Below are 17,219 nucleotides of genomic sequence, written 5' to 3' on the forward strand. Positions count from 1 at the left end.
TGATTATTTCTATCTGTCTGATTTTGCCGCAGAAACTGGCGCTTATCGACAAGCATTGCTATAGGTCTAAGCGGTGCTTTCCAGTTATTCACTGAAAAAGCATCTGCTAATAGTCATTTTAACTGCAATTTAACGGGGTGAAGGATTTTCGTATGTGTGCGTTTTTAACACTGCGCCGCCATCCTGGGAATGACATCACCACATCGAACGATTTTTTGAATCAGGGAGACACTGGCTATGCAAAATGCATCGCTCGCCCGCCGAGCTGGGCTGGCTCTGCTCGCAATTGTTGCGGTGATTGCCCTGCTGGTATGGGGGCTTGGGCTGAATACGCTGCGCGACCGCCGGGAAGATTTGATTTATCTCGGGCAGCAGCATCTGTTTTTGGTGTTTTGGTCAATGTTCTTTGCGCTGCTGGTGGGGATTCCTAGCGGGATCCTGCTGAGTCGTCCGTTTGCCCGTCGCTGGGCAGAGTACGTGATGCAAATCTTCAACGTGGGTAACACGCTGCCACCGCTGGCGGTATTGGCGCTGGCGATGGTGATTGTCGGTATCGGCGATCGTCCCGCGCTGATTGCCCTGTTCCTCGCCTCGCTGCTGCCGATTGTGCGTAATACTTTTGCCGGTTTAAGCGCGGTACCGCCGTCGCTAATCGAAGCCGCCAACGGTATAGGTATGACCAAGTTTCAGCGTTTGCGTCAGGTGGAAATTCCTAATGCGCTGCCGGTGATTCTGGCAGGCGTGCGCATCGCCACGGCGATTAACGTCGGTACCGCGCCATTGGCGTTCCTGATTGGCGCCAGCAGCTTTGGTGAACTGATCTTCCCCGGCATCTACCTCAACGACTTCCCTACGCTGATCCTCGGCGCTGTGGCCACCGCGCTGGTCGCGCTAGTGCTCGACATGCTGCTCGCAGCGTTGGGACGTTATCTCAGCCCGCACTCTGCGGCTTAACACAAGGAGTTTTGTGATGGCCACTGCCAATAAGCTGGCGCGCTGGGTAAAACGTACTGCGCTGGCACTCACCGCGACGCTGGCAATCAGCCAAAGCGCCGCTGCCGCAACACCAATCACCATGGCAACCAAGAGCTTTACCGAGCAGCACATCCTCTCCGCGATGACGGTGATTTGGTTGCAGAAGAAAGGTTTTCAGGTGATCCCCAAAACCAACATCGCCACCACCATCGGTCGTAACGCGATGATCAATAAACAGATTGATATGACGTGGGAATACACCGGCACCTCGCTGATCATCTTTAATCACATCAATAAACCGATGTCGACGGAAGACGCTTATAAAACGGTAAAACAGCTGGATGCGAAGTTGGGGCTGGTGTGGCTCAATCCTGCACCGATGAACAATACCTACGCGTTTGCTATGCAACGCGATCGTGCGGAGAAAGAAGGCATCAACACCATGTCGCAACTGGTGGCGAAGCTGGAAGAGGTGCGCAAGAACGATCCGGATCATAACTGGAAACTGGGTTTGGACCTGGAGTTCTCAGGCCGTTCCGATGGCCTGAAGCCGTTGCAGAAAGCCTACAACATGCCGCTCGATCGTCCGCAGATTCGCCAGATGGATCCCGGCTTAGTCTACAACGCGATTCGCGATGGCTTTGTTGATGCGGGTTTGATCTACACCACCGATGGCCGTGTGAAAGGGTTTGAACTCAAAGTGTTAGAAGATGATAAGCACTTTTTCCCGAGTTACAACGTCACGCCGGTGGTGCGTCAGGATGTGCTGGAGAGCCATCCAGGCTTGGATACGGCGCTTAATCAGCTTTCCGCATTGATTAATGACGAAGCGATCACCGAGATGAACAAACGTGTCGATATTGATCATCAGTCGCCGCAACAGGTGGCGCGTGATTTCCTTCAATCTAAGAACATGCTGTAAGGAGGCGCTGTGGATACCTTGCATTACATCATGAATAACTGGCACACCTTGATGTCGCTCACCTGGCAACATACCTGGCTGGTGCTGGTCGCGGTGGGTTTCGCCATTATCATTGGCGTGCCGCTGGGCATTTTGATTGTGCGCTTTAAATGGCTGGCTACGCCGGTGCTCGGCATCGCCACCATTGTGTTAACCATTCCAACCATTGCGTTATTTGGTTTGATGATTCCACTGTTTTCAATGATTGGTCAGGGCATTGGCGCCCTTCCCGCGATTACTGCGGTGTTTCTCTACTCGCTGCTGCCGATTGTGCGTAACACCCACACCGCGCTGGAGAATTTGTCACCCGGACTGCGTGAAGCCGGTCGCGGAATTGGCATGACCTTCTGGCAGCGTCTGCGCTGGGTGGAAATTCCGATGGCGCTGCCGGTAATTTTTGGCGGTATCCGTACGGCGGTGGTGATGAACGTCGGCGTGATGGCGATTGCCGCCGTGATTGGTGCGGGCGGTTTGGGCCTGCAACTGCTCGACGGTATCAGCGGCAGCGATGTGCGCATGCTGATTGCCGGTGCCTTGATGATTTGTTTGCTCGCGATTGTGCTTGATTGGCTGCTGCACCGTTTGCAGTCGGCGCTGACTCCTAAGGGGATTCGATAATGATAAAACTGGAAAACCTGACGAAAACCTTTACGCAAAAGAACGGCACGTCTCTCAATGCCGTGGATAACGTCAGCCTGGAAGTGCCTGCCGGGGAAATGTGTGTGCTGCTTGGCCCATCGGGTTGTGGCAAAACCACCACGCTGAAGATGATTAACCGCCTGATTCCCTCTTCGAGCGGCAGGATTTTGATCAATGGTGAAGACACCAGCGGGCAAGATACCGTTACCCTGCGCCGCAATATTGGTTACGTGATCCAGCAGATTGGTCTGTTCCCGAACATGACCATCGAGGAGAACATTACCGTGGTGCCGCGCATGCTGGGCTGGGATAAGAAGCGTTGCCGCGAACGCGCCACGGAATTGATGAGCATGGTGGCGCTCGATCCGACCAAGTTCCTTCATCGCTATCCGCGTGAAATGTCCGGTGGTCAGCAGCAACGTATTGGCGTGATTCGCGCACTGGCCGCTGATCCACCGGTTTTGCTGATGGATGAACCTTTCGGCGCGGTCGACCCGATTAACCGTGAAGTGATTCAGAACGAGTTCCTGGAAATGCAGCGTCAGTTGAAGAAGACCGTGATGCTGGTTAGCCATGATATTGATGAAGCGCTGAAGCTCGGCGACCGCATTGCCGTGTTTGGTCAGGGCAAAATTGTGCAGTGCGCCAGCCCGGATGAGCTGTTAGCCAAACCAGCGAACGACTTTGTGGGCTCCTTTGTCGGGCAAGACCGTACGCTGAAACGTTTGTTGCTGGTTCAGGCTGGCGATGTCACCGATCAGCAGCCGACCATCACCGTGCAGCGTAATACGCCGTTGCAGGACGCTTTCGCTACCATGGACGATAACGATATGCGCTCGGTAACGGTGGTCGATGAAGATGGCAAGCCACTGGGATTTGTGAAGCGGCGTGAAGCGCGCGGTTCCACGGGCCGCTGCGAAGAGATGCTGCATACCTTTAAAGTGACCGGCAAAGCGGAAGAGAATCTGCGCGTGGTGCTTTCGAAACTGTATGAGCACAACACCGTGTGGATGCCGATCGTCGATGAGGAAGGTCGTTATAGCGGTGAGATATCGCAGGATTACATTGCCGATTATCTCAGTTCTGGACGTACGCGCCGTCGTTTGAATCCATAAAACCGCACGATACTTGAAACGCAGGAAGAGGCGGCAGAGGAGTAAAGTGTCCCGCGCCATGGATGGCGCGGGCCAAGCCCCAGGGATGGTTTATGGCGTCTTTACGATCTGCCGCCTCTTCTTGCGTATGCACTCTGCACGTTAATGCGACTCTTCAGCCGTTTTTGCTGCTACCGCTTCGTTACGCTCTGAAGGCAGCACGACATTCAAAATAATCGCCAGCATCCCGCCGGTGGTGACTGCGTGACCAAACAGGTTGCTAATCAGCGTGGGGAACTGTTTCAGCACATCAGGCACTGCTTCTACACCTAAGCCGATACCAAACGACACGGCGACAATCAGCATCTCGCGACGGCCAAGCGGCGTTTGCGTCATCACGCGGATACCGGCCGCCACCACGCTACCAAACATCACGATGGTCGCGCCGCCCAGCACCGGCGGTGGAATCTGCTGCAGCATGGAGCCAATCGCCGGGAACATACCGAGCAGCACCAACATCACGCCGATCACCATGCCAACGTAACGGCTGGCGACGCCAGTCATCTGGATAACGCCGTTATTTTGCGCAAAGGTGGTGTTGGGAAAGGCTGAGAATACGGCGGCGAGCAAACAGCTGATGCCATCGGCAAAAATACCGCCCTGCATGCGGCGCTCAAACGCTTCGCCTTCAATCGGCTGCTGCGACAACATGCAGTTCGCCGTAAGATCGCCCACCGCTTCAATCACGGCAATCACCGATACCAGCGCGATGGGAATGAAAATGGTCCAGTCAAAGGCAAAACCAAAACGGAACAGTTCTGGCAGAACCAGCCACGGCGTATCGCCCATTGGCTTGAGGGTGAGATGACCGGTTATCGCTGCGGCGATACAGCCCGCAGCAATGCCGGCAACCACGGCAACCAGCCGCGTCCAGCGATTTTGCGAACGGTTAAGTACAATAATCACCAGCAGCGTCAAGGCGCCGAGCGCCAGATTACCGGGTGCGCCGAAATCGCTGGCGTTATGGCCACCAGCCCAATCGGTGATGCTGACTTTGATCAGGCTGATGCCGATCAAGGTAATAACGGTGCCGGTAACCACCGGCGTCAACACTTTGCGCAATGGCGCGATGCAGCGGCTGATTAACATCGGAATCATCGCCGCAACCAGGTTGCAGCCAAAGATCATCGCCATGATCTCTTCAGGCGATCCGCCGCGCGCTTTGACCATCAATCCGCCCGACAGAATCACACCAAGAAAGGCAAAACTGGTGCCCTGCAAGCAGATCATGCCGGCACCAATGCCCATAAAGCGACGCGCCTGCAGGAACGTACCCAAGCCGGAAACTAACAGCGACATGCTGATCAGATAAGGGATCCACGCCTGTAATCCCAAAACGGAACCAATAATCAGCGGCGGCGTAATTATGCCGACGACGCTGGCCAGCACATGTTGCAGTGCGGCACAAAATGCAGGCAATGGACCGATGCGGTCATTCAGCCCATACAACAAACCTTTCTCATCTGATTGCGACATACAGGTGCTCCGGCAAGATATTCATCAGAGCAGCTGATGCATGAATCACGCCAGAGAAGAGTGTTCAATAAAATGCGGGGAGTAAAGGATTGAATAATAGAGGAATTAATTCGTTAAAAAGGATGGCTGAATCTGAATCATTAGATTCAGCCACTGATCATTTGCGGCACTTTGTTTCATCAGGCCGCAGGCTTTGCACTGTTGTCGTGCGTAAAGTTCTCATCGAGCAGCGAAATATCCAGATAACCGCTCAGTTCCCGCTGCTCTGCACGCGGCAGGTAAGGCAACTCGCCTAATAAAGGTGCACCTAGCTTGCCGCTCAAAACATCAATAATTTCAGCGTAATGCGCCAGGCCGGGATTAATACGGTTTGCTACCCAACCCGCCAGTTGCAATCCATCCTGCGCAATGGCTTCGGCGGTCAGTAAAGCATGGCTGATGCAACCTTCCTTAATGCCCACAACCAGCACAACCGGCAAATGCTCCTGCCGCACCCAATCGGATAAAGGCTGCAAGTCGTTCATTAAACTGCGCCAGCCGCCGGTGCCTTCCACCACCACGCGCGCGGCGCGCTGCTGCAAATCGTTCAAGCTGCGACTGAGCAATGGATAATCAATGCACTGCGACGCGCTGGTGCTGATTTCATCCTCTTCTAGCGCGATAGGATTGACGGCGGAATAAGTGAGAGTGAGGCCCGAAGCCTGCTGCAACAGCAGTGCATCTTTGTTACGTAAGCCTTCGGGTGTGCGCTGCGCGCTTTTGGCTACAGGTTTAAAACCTGCGGCGCAGAGATTCGCCTTGGCAAAGCACTGTAATAACGCGCGAGATACCACGGTTTTACCCACCGCGGTGTCGGTACCGGTGACAAAAAGCGTTTTCACCATTCTCCTCCTTCATTGAAGCGATGTGTAACGTGCGAAGGAGGCAGTTTAAGGAAATGTTTTCTCGGGCAGATTGCGTTAGGACAAACTTAAGGCGAGCTGTAATTATCCCTGCAACAGTTTTACTAATAAGTGGCCGCTATAGAGCGCGTCTTTTATCAGGGCTGCACCGCCAAAAGTACCGGGATCGCTGAAAGCCGTTGGTGTGAGCTGGATTTCACTGCTGTAAGCGGGCAACGCCTGCTGACGAATGGTACTGCTCACCGCAGGGAACAGCACATCGGCGGCTTGATTAAGCGGCGAACCGATAAGGATTTGTTGAGGATTAAAGATGTTTACCATCATCGCCAGCATCCGGCCAATATGATGTCCGACGCCAGCAATCACATCACGCGCCAGACGATCGCCCTGCTGCGCGGCAGCGCATAAGCTCTCAATCGTCAGCGGTGCCTGATGCAATAAACTGTCTGGCTGCGACGGCAAACGTTGGGCAGTGAGGGTAAGCAAGCTTCCGATGCTGGCGACGGTTTCCAGACAACCATTATTGCCGCAATAACACTGCTGGCCGTAAGGATCGATTTGCGTATGACCAATCTCCACCAGCGTACGACCATTTTTATGCAGCAGTTGTCCGCCGCTGATCACGCCCGCGCCGACAGTTTCGTCGATCACAATCTGAATCACATGTTGTGCGCCGCTGGAAGCACCAAACAGTGCTTCGGCTAACGTCCAGGCAGAAATATCATGCTGCACGAACACCGGCAAACCGGTGCGTTGCGCCAGCGTTTCTCCCAGCGGCATATCCTGCACGTCGTAACCCGGCATACGATGTACCACACCAGAAGCCGCGTTGATCAATCCCGGCAAAGTAATGGCGATGGCGGTCAAACGCTCCAGCTTGCTTTGATGACGAATAAAGAAGTCATTCACCAGATCCAGCAAGGTTTGCAGCAGCGGTTTTTCGGCGCTGGCGTGCAGCGGCAAGCGATCTTCCTGCAGCGCGCGACTGCTGAGATCGCGCAGCGTCAGCGTAATGTATCCGGGCTGAATGCGTACGGCGAGATAGTGCCAGGCAAGCGTATCGAGAATCAAACCAATCGCTGGACGACCGCGACTGCCCGGTTCCTGAAATTCGGTTTCCTGTACCAGATGGGCATCGAGCATTTCACGCACGATTTTTGTAATGCTGGCGGGTGCTAACTGGGCACGTTTAGAAAGCTCAATACGCGAAATCGGGCCGTAAAGGTCAATCAGTCGGTAAACCACACCTGCGTTGGTCTGTTTTATCTGATCAATATGACCAGGTTGACTGTACAGATTCACGCCCTGCTCCCATTATTTTCGCGCTTCTAAATAAACAGCAGCTATGGTGATGCAGATTGACCAGCAGCGTCAAATATTTGATTAGAAATGTGATTTATCGCACATAAAGTTTATGCCCTGCTTCACCCGCTGGTTCAATTCTCCGCGTTTTGGAGCATCAACGACATCATATTGGTCATTTGTGCCGTCGGTTCTCGCGTCGCCGACCAGACTAGCCAAACTTCAGAAATCGCGTCGCTTTCCTGCAAAGGGATCCATACCACATCGGCCAAACGCGCACGGCGGAACGACGCCGGCAGAATAGATACGCCGAGTCCGGTTGCCACCAACCCCAGAATGGTCATCGCCTCGCCCACTTCCTGAGTAATAAAAGGTTTGATTTGATAACGATGCAGCAGTGCCAGGATTTCACCGTACAACGCGGTGCCGCCTTGCGGATCGAAAAATACAAACGGCTCGTTGGCTAATGCCTGAATTGAGATCGACTCCGCATCGGCCAGCGGATGCGCCCAATGCACTACCGCGCACAGCGGCTCACGCAGTAACACACGATGCTGCAGATCGCTGGGCAGCGGCGTATTGCGCATCACACCGAGATCCAGCCGGTCGTCATGAAGTGGCGCAAGCTGCTGGCGCGTGTTGTTTTCCTGCATCTGTATGTGCACTTGCGGCCAACGCTGACGAAACTGATACAACGCATCTGAAACCAGACCAGTAAACGGCGCTGACGAGGTAAAACCAATGCGCAGCTCGCCTTCCTGACCGGTGTGCACGCGTGCGGCGCGGCGCGCTGCCTGTTCAACCTGCAACAAAATGCCACGCGCATCCTGCAAAAACAGCGCGCCAGCGGGCGTGATCTGCACGCTGCGGTTGGTGCGGGTAAACAGCTGCGCGCCAATTTCCTGTTCCAGCTGCTGGATCTGCTGACTCAACGGCGGTTGCGAAATATTCAGGCGCTGCGCGGCACGACCAAAATGCAGCTCTTCGGCGACGGCAATGAAATAGCGTAAATGGCGCAACTCGACATTCATATTTTAAAAGTCTCATTTGAGATTATTAATATATTGTACAACCTATTAACGCTTTTCTACAGTAACGCCACAATGGTTCAAACGAGGATGTTCCGTGAGTCGCTCTTCCCAGGCGGTGATACTTGATGAAGACGAGTTGTCCGTAAAGCCTGCTCCAGCTGCAACCCCTTCAGAATGGATTGAACGCGGATCGCCGCAGTTTATGCGCGTGACGCTAGCGCTGTTCTCCGCCGGTCTTGCCACTTTCGCCTTACTGTATTGCGTACAGCCCATTCTGCCGGTGCTATCGCAGCAGTTTGGCGTTTCCCCGGCGCAAAGCAGTATTTCTCTCTCGCTCTCCACCGGCTTAATGGCGTTAGGATTGCTGTTTACTGGGCCGCTGTCGGATGCAATTGGGCGTAAATCGGTGATGGTTACCGCGCTGTTGCTCGCCGCCATCTGCACCTTGATTTCCGCTACCATGAGCAGCTGGCAAGGCATTTTGCTGATGCGCGCGCTGATAGGTTTATCTCTAAGCGGCGTTGCGGCCGTTGGCATGACCTATCTGAGTGAAGAGATTCATCCACGTGTTATCGCCTTTTCCATGGGGCTTTATATCAGCGGTAACTCGATTGGTGGTATGAGCGGACGCCTGTTAACTGGCGTATTGACCGATTTCTTCTCGTGGCGCGTTGCGGTGGGTGTTATTGGTTGCTTCGCGTTGGCGGGCGCGCTGATGTTCTGGAAAATTCTGCCTGCATCTCGTCATTTCCGCCCGGCGTCGCTGCGCCCGCGCAGTTTATTAATCAACTTCCGTCTGCACTGGCGCGATAAAGGTTTGCCGCTGCTGTTCGCGGAAGGCTTCCTGCTGATGGGCGCGTTCGTCACGCTGTTCAACTATATCGGGTATCGCCTGTTAAGTGCGCCGTGGTCACTGAGCCAGGCGGTGGTCGGATTATTGTCGGTGGTGTATCTGACCGGATCATGGAGTTCACCAAAAGCGGGTGCGATGACTAGCCGCTTTGGGCGCGGTCCGGTGATGATCGGCGCGACTGCAATTATGCTGGCAGGGTTGCTGCTGACGGCGTTTAACTCGCTGTGGCTGATTTTGCCTGGCATGATGCTGTTCACCGCCGGATTCTTTGCCGCACACTCGGTTGCCAGCGGCTGGATTGGCCCGCGCGCGCGCCGTGCTAAAGGCCAGGCATCGTCACTTTATCTCTTCAGTTATTACGTCGGTTCCAGCGTGGCCGGTACCTTGGGTGGCGTGTTCTGGCACAGTTATGGCTGGATGGGCGTAACGCTATTCATTAGCCTGCTATTATTAATGGCTTTGCTGGTTGGCTGGCGTTTGCAGTGCCGGAAACTGTAATACCTTTCATCTGTTAAACGGGGCTAATGCGCCCCGTTTTCATCTCAAGTGCACGCCACACGGCGATCTCACAGTCCCAGATAAAACAAAACGGCTATTCGTCGCTATAATTCATTCCATTCCAACAATAGTTAGACTTTTTTTATTTCACAGCAATGAGGTCGTTAGATGGGACTCTATTATTACGTCGATAAGCACGCCGGCTATAACGACAACCATGTAGTACATGCAACGGGATGCCCGTTTTTACCCACCGATGAGGCACGCCGTTTTCTTGGTACTTTCTACACGCCAAATGCCGCCATCCAGCAAGCGCGTAAATTTTATGCCAGTGCGCTAGGGTGCGAGCACTGTTGTCCGGTTGGGGTAAAAAAAAACATGACGACTCAAAATAGCGTGGCACTAAAACACATGGTGAGACTCTGATAATCATGATTTGAGAGTGGTAAGGTGCCCTCGCTGTTTTGTTAAGCACCGCTGAGGCGTTTCATAATAACTATAAATTTAAGTGTAATAATAACTGGACCTTAAGACGTTCATTGTGGCGTCAGGTCCAGTCGCCTCTTCCCTGATTTCATCACTCCTGATTACTCTCGCCTTCATACCAGAAAGCGTAATAACCTCAGGCTATTAACAACGCCTTCCACGATAAAAAATAATCAGTAATAAAAGCCCGACAAACGGTTTCCCTTCGCTCATTAATGCTCCACAATAGCGGCAATTTGTGACTCCGGTCACTTTCTGGGGTGCCTATTCGCCCTTTCACTCGCCGTCTGACAGATTTGAACTCCATGCAATCTACTACTGTTTCCCGTAAAACGGCCTGGCTACGCGTTGTATTGCTGGCTATTGCTGCTTTTGTTTTTAACACCACAGAATTCGTGCCTGTCGGTTTGCTGTCAGATATCGCCGCCAGCTATGACATGAAGACTGCCGACGTCGGCATCATGCTGACCATCTATGCGTGGGTCGTCGCACTATTGTCCCTGCCGTTGATGCTGCTTACGCGCAATATTGAGCGTCGCCTGCTGTTGGCCGTGTTGTTCATCGTGTTCGTCGCCAGCCATGTGCTCTCGTCTGTGGCATGGGATTTCACCTCGCTGGTGATCTCGCGCATTGGTATTGCCTTGGCGCACGCGGTGTTCTGGTCAATTACCGCTTCGCTGGCTATTCGCGTGGCGCCTGCAGGTAAGAAAACTCAGGCGCTGAGTATGCTGGCAACCGGTACCGCGCTGGCAATGGTGCTGGGCGTGCCGATTGGGCGCATCGTCGGTCAATATCTTGGCTGGCGCACCACCTTCGGCATGATCGGTTTGTCTGCATTGGTGTTGCTGATTTTGCTGATGCGCATCCTGCCGCGTCTGCCGAGTGAACATACCGGTTCACTGAGCAGCGTGCCGATGCTATTCCGTCGTCCGGCGCTGGTAGCAATGTACGTGCTGGTTACCGTAGTGGTAACGGCGCATTACACCGCTTATAGCTACATCGAACCGTTTATGCAGGTGGTTGCCAATGCGGATGACAATTTCACCACCCTGCTTTTACTGCTGTTTGGATCGGCGGGCATCATCGGCAGCGTGTTGTTTAGTACGCTGGGTAATAAATTCCCGTCGGCGATGCTGATCGCCGCGATTGCGATGATCACGCTAAGTATGGGCTTGCTGGTATTTGCCGCAGTGCGTCCCGCTGCGATCACCGTGCTATGCATCGTGTGGGGCATGGCAATGATGATGATTGGTCTGGCGATGCAGGTGCGCGTTTTGGCGCTGGCGCCGGATGCTACCGACGTCGCAATGTCGCTGTTCTCTGGTATCTACAACATCGGTATCGGCGCAGGTGCGCTGCTGGGTAATCAGGTCAGCTTGCATATGCAAATGTCGGACGTTGGTAACGTCGGCGGCATTATTGGCCTTGTGGCACTGTTCTGGTGTATCGCTATCTTCCGCCGCTATCCTCAACTGCGTTCTAACGGATAAGAAAAAAGGCTTCAGAAGGATTATCTTCTGAAGCCTTTTATTCACTTCTTACGGAATGCTTAATCGCACTCCGCTCAATTCTCTTAGTTATAAATTACTGCTGTGCCATTTAGCTTGTTGTTGCCAGAGGTCGAAGTGATGCGGAATGACTTTGCTCCGGCAGCATTGGCCTTTTCCGATAGCTGATTCTCCAGCGACGTCAGGTTGGTGCTGCCTGAAGCGCTAACCACACCAATTTGTTGTTGATTCATTGGCGCTTCGTTTACCAGGTCTGCAGCCATGCTACCAAACGCGATTGAGGATAATGCTACAGCGGCCAGGGTCAGTTTGATGCTTTTCATAATTTTGCTCTCTTAAACAGATGAATTGGGGTCGGTCGCGATTAAGTTAACAACCGTTAATTAAATGCTACTGCCGAAAGGGTGCGCGCGTCAATCATTTTATTAACGGTCATTATTTTAATCGGAAGTGGCGTGATTATGGGCTTCCCAGCCCTATTCGACTTATCCATTTGGGTGCTTTCGACAGCTAAAAGCACAAACGGACAATGACGAACAGGCTCATTCCGGGCTGCGCTTGCATATTTATTTAATGATCGGTAATTTAATTGGGTGTTTCTAAGCTTTGAGGTGCCCAATGACAGAATTGATCGATGTAGTGAACAGGAAAACGCGCGGTCGCCCGAAAGTGTTTGATCGGAATGATGCCCTGGACAAGGCATTGATGTTGTTCTGGGCGCATGGTTATGAAGGCACGTCCTTGTCCGATTTGGTTAATGCAACCGGCGCGAAAGCCCCAACCCTTTATGCTGAGTTTGAGAATAAAGAGGGTTTATTCCGTGCGGCGATGCAGCGATACATTGAAACCTTCAGCGCACAACGCAACGCAGTGCTTAACGATGATGCATCAGACGTGAAAACGGCAATTGAAGCCTATTTTCGGGCAACCGCCGCGTGCTTCACAGAATGTGATAAGCCAGCAGGCTGTTTCTTCATTTGTACTTCGAGCGCGCTCTCTTCCGGCTCGGAAGAAGTGGCGCAGATGCTAGCTCAGCAGCATCATGCACAGGAATCAGCATTAAAAGCATTCCTTGATACCCGGCAGCAGCGCGGCGAATTACCGCAATGTGCCAATAGTGCAACCTTAGCTAGCTATCTGGCGTGCTTACTTCAGGGAATGTCGGTACGTGCTCGAGAAGGAGCTAATCGTGAGGATCTTGACCAGATTGTGGATACGCAGATGGCAATCTGGCCCGCTCTGGCGGGATATTGTGAGTTGAGCACCAAATAAAATTCAGGCCGACTTCCCTGTCGGCCTGAAATTATTGCCTCTATTCGAATACAGAGACGAGCGAGCGTTAAGGCAGGAAAAACATCGGTTTTAATGCCGCACTCACCGGGCTGTTATCCGGATTTGATGGCATTAAATCCTTCATAGATGCCCACCAACGCTGACACACTTCCGTTTTTGCCACTGCTTCCCAGCGCGCTTCAGACTCAATTTCCACGCTGGCAAACAGCAGATTGCGTTCAGCATCCAGCCAGATAGCGTAATTGTGCGCGCCATGCGCTTTTAACGTCTCGGCCAGCTCCGGCCAAATTGGCGTATGGCGACGCAGATACTCATCGTGGCAGTGTGCATGCACCTGCATCACAAAGGCTTTACGCAACATCGCTGCGCTCCGCCTGCAGCGCGGCTTGCCACGGCTTAACGTTGAAGCGTTCACCCAGCGCAATCAGTTGCTCAGTGGTGATGCTTTGACGAATGCCACCCATCGACAGCGCTTTCACCACCACTTCGGAGGATTTCTCTGCCGTATCGATCAGGCCAAAGGTTTCATCGAGGTTTGGACCGGCGCCAAAGATGCCATGGAACGGCCACATCACAATGCTGTGGTTTGCCATCGCGTCGGCTGTTGCCTGGCCGATTCCGTCAGTGCCTGGCACCATCCACGGCAGAATACCGACACCATCCGGGAACACCACCAGACATTCGGTACTGCCTTCCCACAGCAGTCGTGTGAAGCGTGCGGAATCCAGATCGACCACATAGCTCAGCGCCATAAAGTTGGTGGCGTGACAGTGCATGATCACGCGATCAACGCCGTTTGAGACCTGTTTGCGCACGCTGTGGGACTGGAAGTGAGCTGCCAGTTCAGAGGTTGGCAGGCCACCGTTACTCAAACCCCAGTGGATTTTGTATGACAAGCCTTTGTCATCAACCTGCAATAGCGCCAGACAATCAGCCGGGTCGATCTGTACATTACGGAAAAACTTACCCGATCCGGTAACCAGGAACCAATCATTGGCTAGCGCTGGAGCAGGCTTGGTCAGCTCAATACAGCGCGGCTCTGCATAGAAATCACCGGCGAAATCTTTAACTTCTTCCGGCAGTAAACGTAAGCTGACGTTGCCGCCATTACGTTCATCCCAGCCCTTCAACCACATGTCGCTGGTCGCTTTAACCATTCCCTGAACAAAAGCGGAAGAGAGAATATTTTGCATGGTGTGTCCCTTAACGTTGACGCAGTGTTTGTTGTTCGTAATGACGGACTTCGCTCAGCCAGCTGGCATCAGCAGGGACATCGTGGCGCAGACACCAGGCTTCCCACACCGCTTGCCACGGCAACGATTTTTGTTCTTCCAGCATCGCCAGGCGACCGGTGTAATCCCCTTCGTTCTCTAGCTTGCGTAACTGATCGGTAGGTTCCAGCAGTGCGCGTAGCAGTGCTTTTTTGGCATTGCGTGTACCAATTACCCACGCCGCGATGCGGTTGATAGACGCATCAAAGAAGTCGAGACCGATATGCACCTTGTCGAACAGCTTGTGGCGCGCGATCTCGGTGGCGATAGCCTGGGTTTCATCGTCGAGAATCACCACGTGGTCACTGTCCCAGCGCACCGGACGGCTTACGTGCAGCAGCAGGCGCGGCACATAAAGCATCGCAGTGGAAATCTTGTCGGAAATCACTTCGGTTGGATGGAAGTGGCCGGCATCCAGCGTTAGTGCGGTCTGGCGGCTACTGGCATAACCCAGGCAGAATTCATTGGAGCCCACGGTGTAGCTTTCGGCACCGATACCAAAAAGTTTGCTCTCTACCGCATCGATGTGATGCGCAGGGTTGAGCTTTTCACTGATTACTTCATCAAGCGCACTTGCCAGGCGTTGACGCGGTGCAAGGCGATCGACGGTGAGATCTTTCATTCCATCCGGCACCCAGATGTTCATAACAGATGCAGTACCCAGTTGCTCACCAAAGTGCGCCGAGATGCGACGGCTGGCCTTGCAGTGATCGATCCAGAACTGGCGAATCCCTTTGTCGGCGTGTGACAAGGTAAAGCCATCGGCGCTCAGTGGATGGGAGAAGCAGCTTGGATTAAAGTCGAGACCCAACTTGTGCGTCTTAGCCCATTCCACCCAGTTGCTGAAGTGTTTCGGTTCAATCGCATCACGATCAACCGGCTTATCGCTCTCCAGGTAAATTGCATGCAGGTTAAGGCGTTTTGCCCCCGGAATGAGTGACATCGCTTTTTCAACATCTGAGCGCAGCTCATCAGCATTACGGGCGCGGCCCGGATAGTTACCGGTAGCCTGAATACCGCCGGTCAGTTCACCGTTTGGATTTTCGAAGCCGCGCACGTCATCGCCTTGCCAGCAGTGCATCGAGACCGGAATGCCATCCAGCTGTGCCATTACCTGTTCCACATCCACACCGATGGCGGCGTAGCGTTGTTTGGCCAGTTCGAAGGCCTGTTCAATCAGCTTAGTCATATGCAAGTTCCTTAGCAGGTTGGCTGAGCGCGGCAAAGCGTGCCTGATGGGCAGCGAAGGCGCTGTTGTTCAACGGTTCAAATTTTTCTAACGGGAAGTTTTGGCTAATGCAGCGGCGTAAATCGCTGACGTCACGCAGTTCGCCTAAGGCAATGAGCTGGCAGCCGACGTTACCGAGCGTTGAGGCTTCAATTGGCCCGGCTAATACCGGCAGTTGGCAGGCATCGGCACACAATTGGTTTAACAGTGGGTTCTGACTGCCACCGCCCACCACATGCAGCTGGCGCAGCGGTGCAGCGCGCAATGTGCCGAGTTCGCCAATCACCTGGCGATAGAGCAAGGCCAGACTCTCAAAGATGGTGCGGGCCAGCGCGGCAGGCGTCTGCGGAACGGGCATGTTCTGTTCGGCACAGGCGTTCTGAATCTCCTGAACCATGCTGTCTGGATTGATAAAACGGCTGTGATTGGGGTTAACCAGCGCACGACAGGCAGGTTCCTTTTCAGCGTCTTTGATCAGCGAGCAGAGATCGGTAATGTGCAGCTCGGTGCAGACACGTTGCAGCAGCCACAAACCCATAATGTTTTTCAGAACACGGTAGCCTTCTGCTCCACCTTCATTGGTGATGTTGGCATTGAGCGCCGCCGTGCTGACACAAGGCTGCAAGCTCTCGATCCCCATCAGCGACCAGGTTCCCGAGCTGAGATAAGCGGCATCATCCTGCATTAACGGCGTGGCCAAAACCGCGCTCGCCGTATCGTGTGTCGCAACCGCGATCACCGGAATGTGGTTGCCGCTGGCGCTGGTCCAATAACCAACGGTATTGCCTGGCGAGGTTGGTTTACCGAACCATTTAGCCGGCACGCCAGCCCAGGCAAGCAAATCGCTGTCCCATTCGCCGCTGTGAATATTGAGCAACTGCGTGGTGGTGGCGTTGGTGTATTCCCAGTTCATCTGCCCGGTAAGGCGATAGTGCAAATAGTCTGGAATCATCAGCGCATGCTGCACTTGTTCCTGCCAATCTGGCTGCTGCTGATGCAGTGCGTGCAGTTGATAGAGCGTGTTGAAAGGCAAGAACTGAATACCGGTGCGCTGATAGATCGCACCTTTGCCGAGATCATTAATGGCCTGAGCCATATGCCCTTCCGTGCGCTTGTCGCGATAGCTTACCGCCTCGCCGACGCGCTCACCGTTGGCATCGAGTAACACCAAATCAACGCCCCAGGTATCGATGCCGATGCTGTCCGGCACAATACCTTCATCATCTAGCTGGGCGAGCCCTAAACGAATCTCCTGCTCCAGTCGATCCAAATCCCAACAATCATAATCTGCACGGCGCACACGCTGATTGGTGAAGCGACGAACTTCGCGCAGGCTGATTTGCTGATTCGCTGAACTCCATTGTGCGAGCATCACGCGCCCGCTGGATGCGCCTAAATCAATGGCAACAATGTTACGCATACTCATGGCGTGTTCTTCCTGTGATGAGATGGCTACAGATTAGAAATCTCTGCTTTTTGCCACCTTCCCCTTACTGCCAGTGCGTAATAGTCGCTGGCACGCTAACAAAGAAGTTCGTGAGAAAGCTCACAGAACCACACAAGAAGGGAGATGTGAGCCTTGCCGCATTTCCGTCAATCACTGGTGAGATCTTGAAAAATTAGCCATTTTCCTGCGCCACTA

Annotated in this window: 17 protein-coding genes; 8 read left to right on the forward strand and 9 right to left on the reverse strand. The window is 53.5% G+C overall.

The genetic code is table 11. From position 1 onward, the window contains the following. The first annotated feature begins 237 nt into the window (after positions 1-237). From VIJ98_RS09810 to osmV, 4 genes are read left to right on the forward strand one after another with little or no spacing between them, the layout of a single operon-like run. Positions 238-954, forward strand: a complete 717-nt coding sequence (locus VIJ98_RS09810; RefSeq protein WP_008108907.1) for an ABC transporter permease — start codon at positions 238-240, stop codon at positions 952-954. A gap of 16 nt (positions 955-970) precedes the next feature. Continuing rightward, a complete protein-coding gene (locus tag VIJ98_RS09815) occupies positions 971-1,897 on the forward strand; it encodes a glycine betaine ABC transporter substrate-binding protein (RefSeq protein ID WP_008108905.1) in 927 nt (308 codons plus the stop codon). Positions 1,898-1,906: 9 nt separating this feature from the next. After that, complete coding sequence (osmW, locus tag VIJ98_RS09820; protein WP_323273716.1) at positions 1,907-2,554, forward strand: osmoprotectant ABC transporter permease OsmW; 648 nt, start codon at positions 1,907-1,909, stop codon at positions 2,552-2,554. Further along, a complete protein-coding gene (osmV, locus tag VIJ98_RS09825) occupies positions 2,554-3,690 on the forward strand; it encodes an osmoprotectant ABC transporter ATP-binding protein OsmV (RefSeq protein ID WP_061718847.1) in 1,137 nt (378 codons plus the stop codon). Before osmW ends, osmV begins: the two co-directional genes overlap by 1 nt. A 141-nt stretch (positions 3,691-3,831) precedes the next feature. Here the strand turns inward: osmV and VIJ98_RS09830 are convergent, their stop codons facing one another. The 4 genes from VIJ98_RS09830 to VIJ98_RS09845 form a co-directional block, all read right to left on the reverse strand. Beyond that, a complete protein-coding gene (locus VIJ98_RS09830; RefSeq protein WP_323273719.1) occupies positions 3,832-5,205 on the reverse strand; it encodes a nucleobase:cation symporter-2 family protein in 1,374 nt (457 codons plus the stop codon). A gap of 179 nt (positions 5,206-5,384) precedes the next feature. Then, a complete protein-coding gene (gene bioD / locus VIJ98_RS09835) occupies positions 5,385-6,089 on the reverse strand; it encodes a dethiobiotin synthase (protein ID WP_154193499.1) in 705 nt (234 codons plus the stop codon). A gap of 102 nt (positions 6,090-6,191) precedes the next feature. Next, positions 6,192-7,409 carry an ROK family protein gene (locus VIJ98_RS09840; protein ID WP_179450794.1) on the reverse strand — a complete coding sequence of 406 codons (1,218 nt, stop codon included), beginning with the start codon at positions 7,407-7,409 and terminating at the stop codon, positions 6,192-6,194. A 134-nt stretch (positions 7,410-7,543) separates the two neighbouring features. Beyond that, the gene (locus tag VIJ98_RS09845) at positions 7,544-8,440 is read right to left on the reverse strand and encodes a LysR family transcriptional regulator (protein ID WP_154156199.1); all 897 of its coding nucleotides are present in this window, start codon (positions 8,438-8,440) and stop codon (positions 7,544-7,546) included. A 94-nt stretch (positions 8,441-8,534) separates the two neighbouring features. Here VIJ98_RS09845 and VIJ98_RS09850 point away from each other — a divergent pair, with 94 nt between their 5' ends. From VIJ98_RS09850 to VIJ98_RS09860, 3 genes are all read left to right on the forward strand, one after another. Further along, the gene (locus VIJ98_RS09850) at positions 8,535-9,791 is read left to right on the forward strand and encodes an MFS transporter (protein WP_258145136.1); all 1,257 of its coding nucleotides are present in this window, start codon (positions 8,535-8,537) and stop codon (positions 9,789-9,791) included. A 168-nt stretch (positions 9,792-9,959) separates the two neighbouring features. Next, positions 9,960-10,217: a hypothetical protein gene (locus VIJ98_RS09855; protein ID WP_008108886.1), complete on the forward strand. Its 258-nt coding sequence runs from the start codon at positions 9,960-9,962 to the stop codon at positions 10,215-10,217. A gap of 365 nt (positions 10,218-10,582) precedes the next feature. Next, positions 10,583-11,767 carry a sugar transporter gene (locus VIJ98_RS09860; RefSeq protein WP_061718841.1) on the forward strand — a complete coding sequence of 395 codons (1,185 nt, stop codon included), beginning with the start codon at positions 10,583-10,585 and terminating at the stop codon, positions 11,765-11,767. An 83-nt stretch (positions 11,768-11,850) separates the two neighbouring features. Here the strand turns inward: VIJ98_RS09860 and VIJ98_RS09865 are convergent, their stop codons facing one another. Further along, positions 11,851-12,108: a YdgH/BhsA/McbA-like domain containing protein gene (locus tag VIJ98_RS09865; RefSeq protein ID WP_179450790.1), complete on the reverse strand. Its 258-nt coding sequence runs from the start codon at positions 12,106-12,108 to the stop codon at positions 11,851-11,853. Positions 12,109-12,403: 295 nt separating this feature from the next. On the opposite strand from VIJ98_RS09865, the gene VIJ98_RS09870 reads away from it, so the two are divergent. Beyond that, positions 12,404-13,057 carry a TetR/AcrR family transcriptional regulator gene (locus VIJ98_RS09870; protein ID WP_008108880.1) on the forward strand — a complete coding sequence of 218 codons (654 nt, stop codon included), beginning with the start codon at positions 12,404-12,406 and terminating at the stop codon, positions 13,055-13,057. Positions 13,058-13,124: 67 nt separating this feature from the next. Here the strand turns inward: VIJ98_RS09870 and rhaM are convergent, their stop codons facing one another. Genes rhaM through rhaB form a run of 4 tightly spaced genes read right to left on the reverse strand, consistent with a single transcriptional unit; the run spans position 13,125 to position 17,003 of the window. Beyond that, positions 13,125-13,439 carry an L-rhamnose mutarotase gene (gene rhaM, locus VIJ98_RS09875; protein ID WP_008108878.1) on the reverse strand — a complete coding sequence of 105 codons (315 nt, stop codon included), beginning with the start codon at positions 13,437-13,439 and terminating at the stop codon, positions 13,125-13,127. Continuing rightward, positions 13,429-14,271: a rhamnulose-1-phosphate aldolase gene (rhaD, locus tag VIJ98_RS09880; protein ID WP_154193504.1), complete on the reverse strand. Its 843-nt coding sequence runs from the start codon at positions 14,269-14,271 to the stop codon at positions 13,429-13,431. The genes rhaM and rhaD overlap by 11 nt, the downstream gene beginning before the upstream one ends. 10 nt (positions 14,272-14,281) lie before the next feature. After that, entirely contained in the window at positions 14,282-15,538 is a 1,257-nt protein-coding gene (locus tag VIJ98_RS09885) for an L-rhamnose isomerase (protein ID WP_008108874.1), read from the reverse strand. Next, complete coding sequence (rhaB, locus tag VIJ98_RS09890; protein WP_323273729.1) at positions 15,531-17,003, reverse strand: rhamnulokinase; 1,473 nt, start codon at positions 17,001-17,003, stop codon at positions 15,531-15,533. The genes VIJ98_RS09885 and rhaB overlap by 8 nt, the downstream gene beginning before the upstream one ends. Positions 17,004-17,219: the final 216 nt, after the last annotated feature.

It is taken from the genome of Pantoea sp. S18, assembly GCF_045689705.1.
Taxonomy (GTDB): domain Bacteria; phylum Pseudomonadota; class Gammaproteobacteria; order Enterobacterales; family Enterobacteriaceae; genus Pantoea; species Pantoea symbiotica.

Excerpts from the sequence above, each read along its gene's own strand:
- VIJ98_RS09810 (WP_008108907.1), top strand. The coding sequence starts at position 238 with ATGCAAAATGCATCGCTCGCCCGCCGAGCTGGGCTGGCTCTGCTCGCA.
- VIJ98_RS09815 (WP_008108905.1), top strand. The coding sequence starts at position 971 with ATGGCCACTGCCAATAAGCTGGCGCGCTGGGTAAAACGTACTGCGCTG.
- osmV (WP_061718847.1), top strand. The coding sequence starts at position 2,554 with ATGATAAAACTGGAAAACCTGACGAAAACCTTTACGCAAAAGAACGGC.
- VIJ98_RS09830 (WP_323273719.1), bottom strand. The coding sequence starts at position 5,205 with ATGTCGCAATCAGATGAGAAAGGTTTGTTGTATGGGCTGAATGACCGC.
- bioD (WP_154193499.1), bottom strand. The coding sequence starts at position 6,089 with ATGGTGAAAACGCTTTTTGTCACCGGTACCGACACCGCGGTGGGTAAA.
- VIJ98_RS09845 (WP_154156199.1), bottom strand. The coding sequence starts at position 8,440 with ATGAATGTCGAGTTGCGCCATTTACGCTATTTCATTGCCGTCGCCGAA.
- VIJ98_RS09855 (WP_008108886.1), top strand. The coding sequence starts at position 9,960 with ATGGGACTCTATTATTACGTCGATAAGCACGCCGGCTATAACGACAAC.
- VIJ98_RS09860 (WP_061718841.1), top strand. The coding sequence starts at position 10,583 with ATGCAATCTACTACTGTTTCCCGTAAAACGGCCTGGCTACGCGTTGTA.
- VIJ98_RS09865 (WP_179450790.1), bottom strand. The coding sequence starts at position 12,108 with ATGAAAAGCATCAAACTGACCCTGGCCGCTGTAGCATTATCCTCAATC.
- VIJ98_RS09870 (WP_008108880.1), top strand. The coding sequence starts at position 12,404 with ATGACAGAATTGATCGATGTAGTGAACAGGAAAACGCGCGGTCGCCCG.
- rhaM (WP_008108878.1), bottom strand. The coding sequence starts at position 13,439 with ATGTTGCGTAAAGCCTTTGTGATGCAGGTGCATGCACACTGCCACGAT.
- rhaD (WP_154193504.1), bottom strand. The coding sequence starts at position 14,271 with ATGCAAAATATTCTCTCTTCCGCTTTTGTTCAGGGAATGGTTAAAGCG.
- VIJ98_RS09885 (WP_008108874.1), bottom strand. The coding sequence starts at position 15,538 with ATGACTAAGCTGATTGAACAGGCCTTCGAACTGGCCAAACAACGCTAC.
- rhaB (WP_323273729.1), bottom strand. The coding sequence starts at position 17,003 with ATGAGTATGCGTAACATTGTTGCCATTGATTTAGGCGCATCCAGCGGG.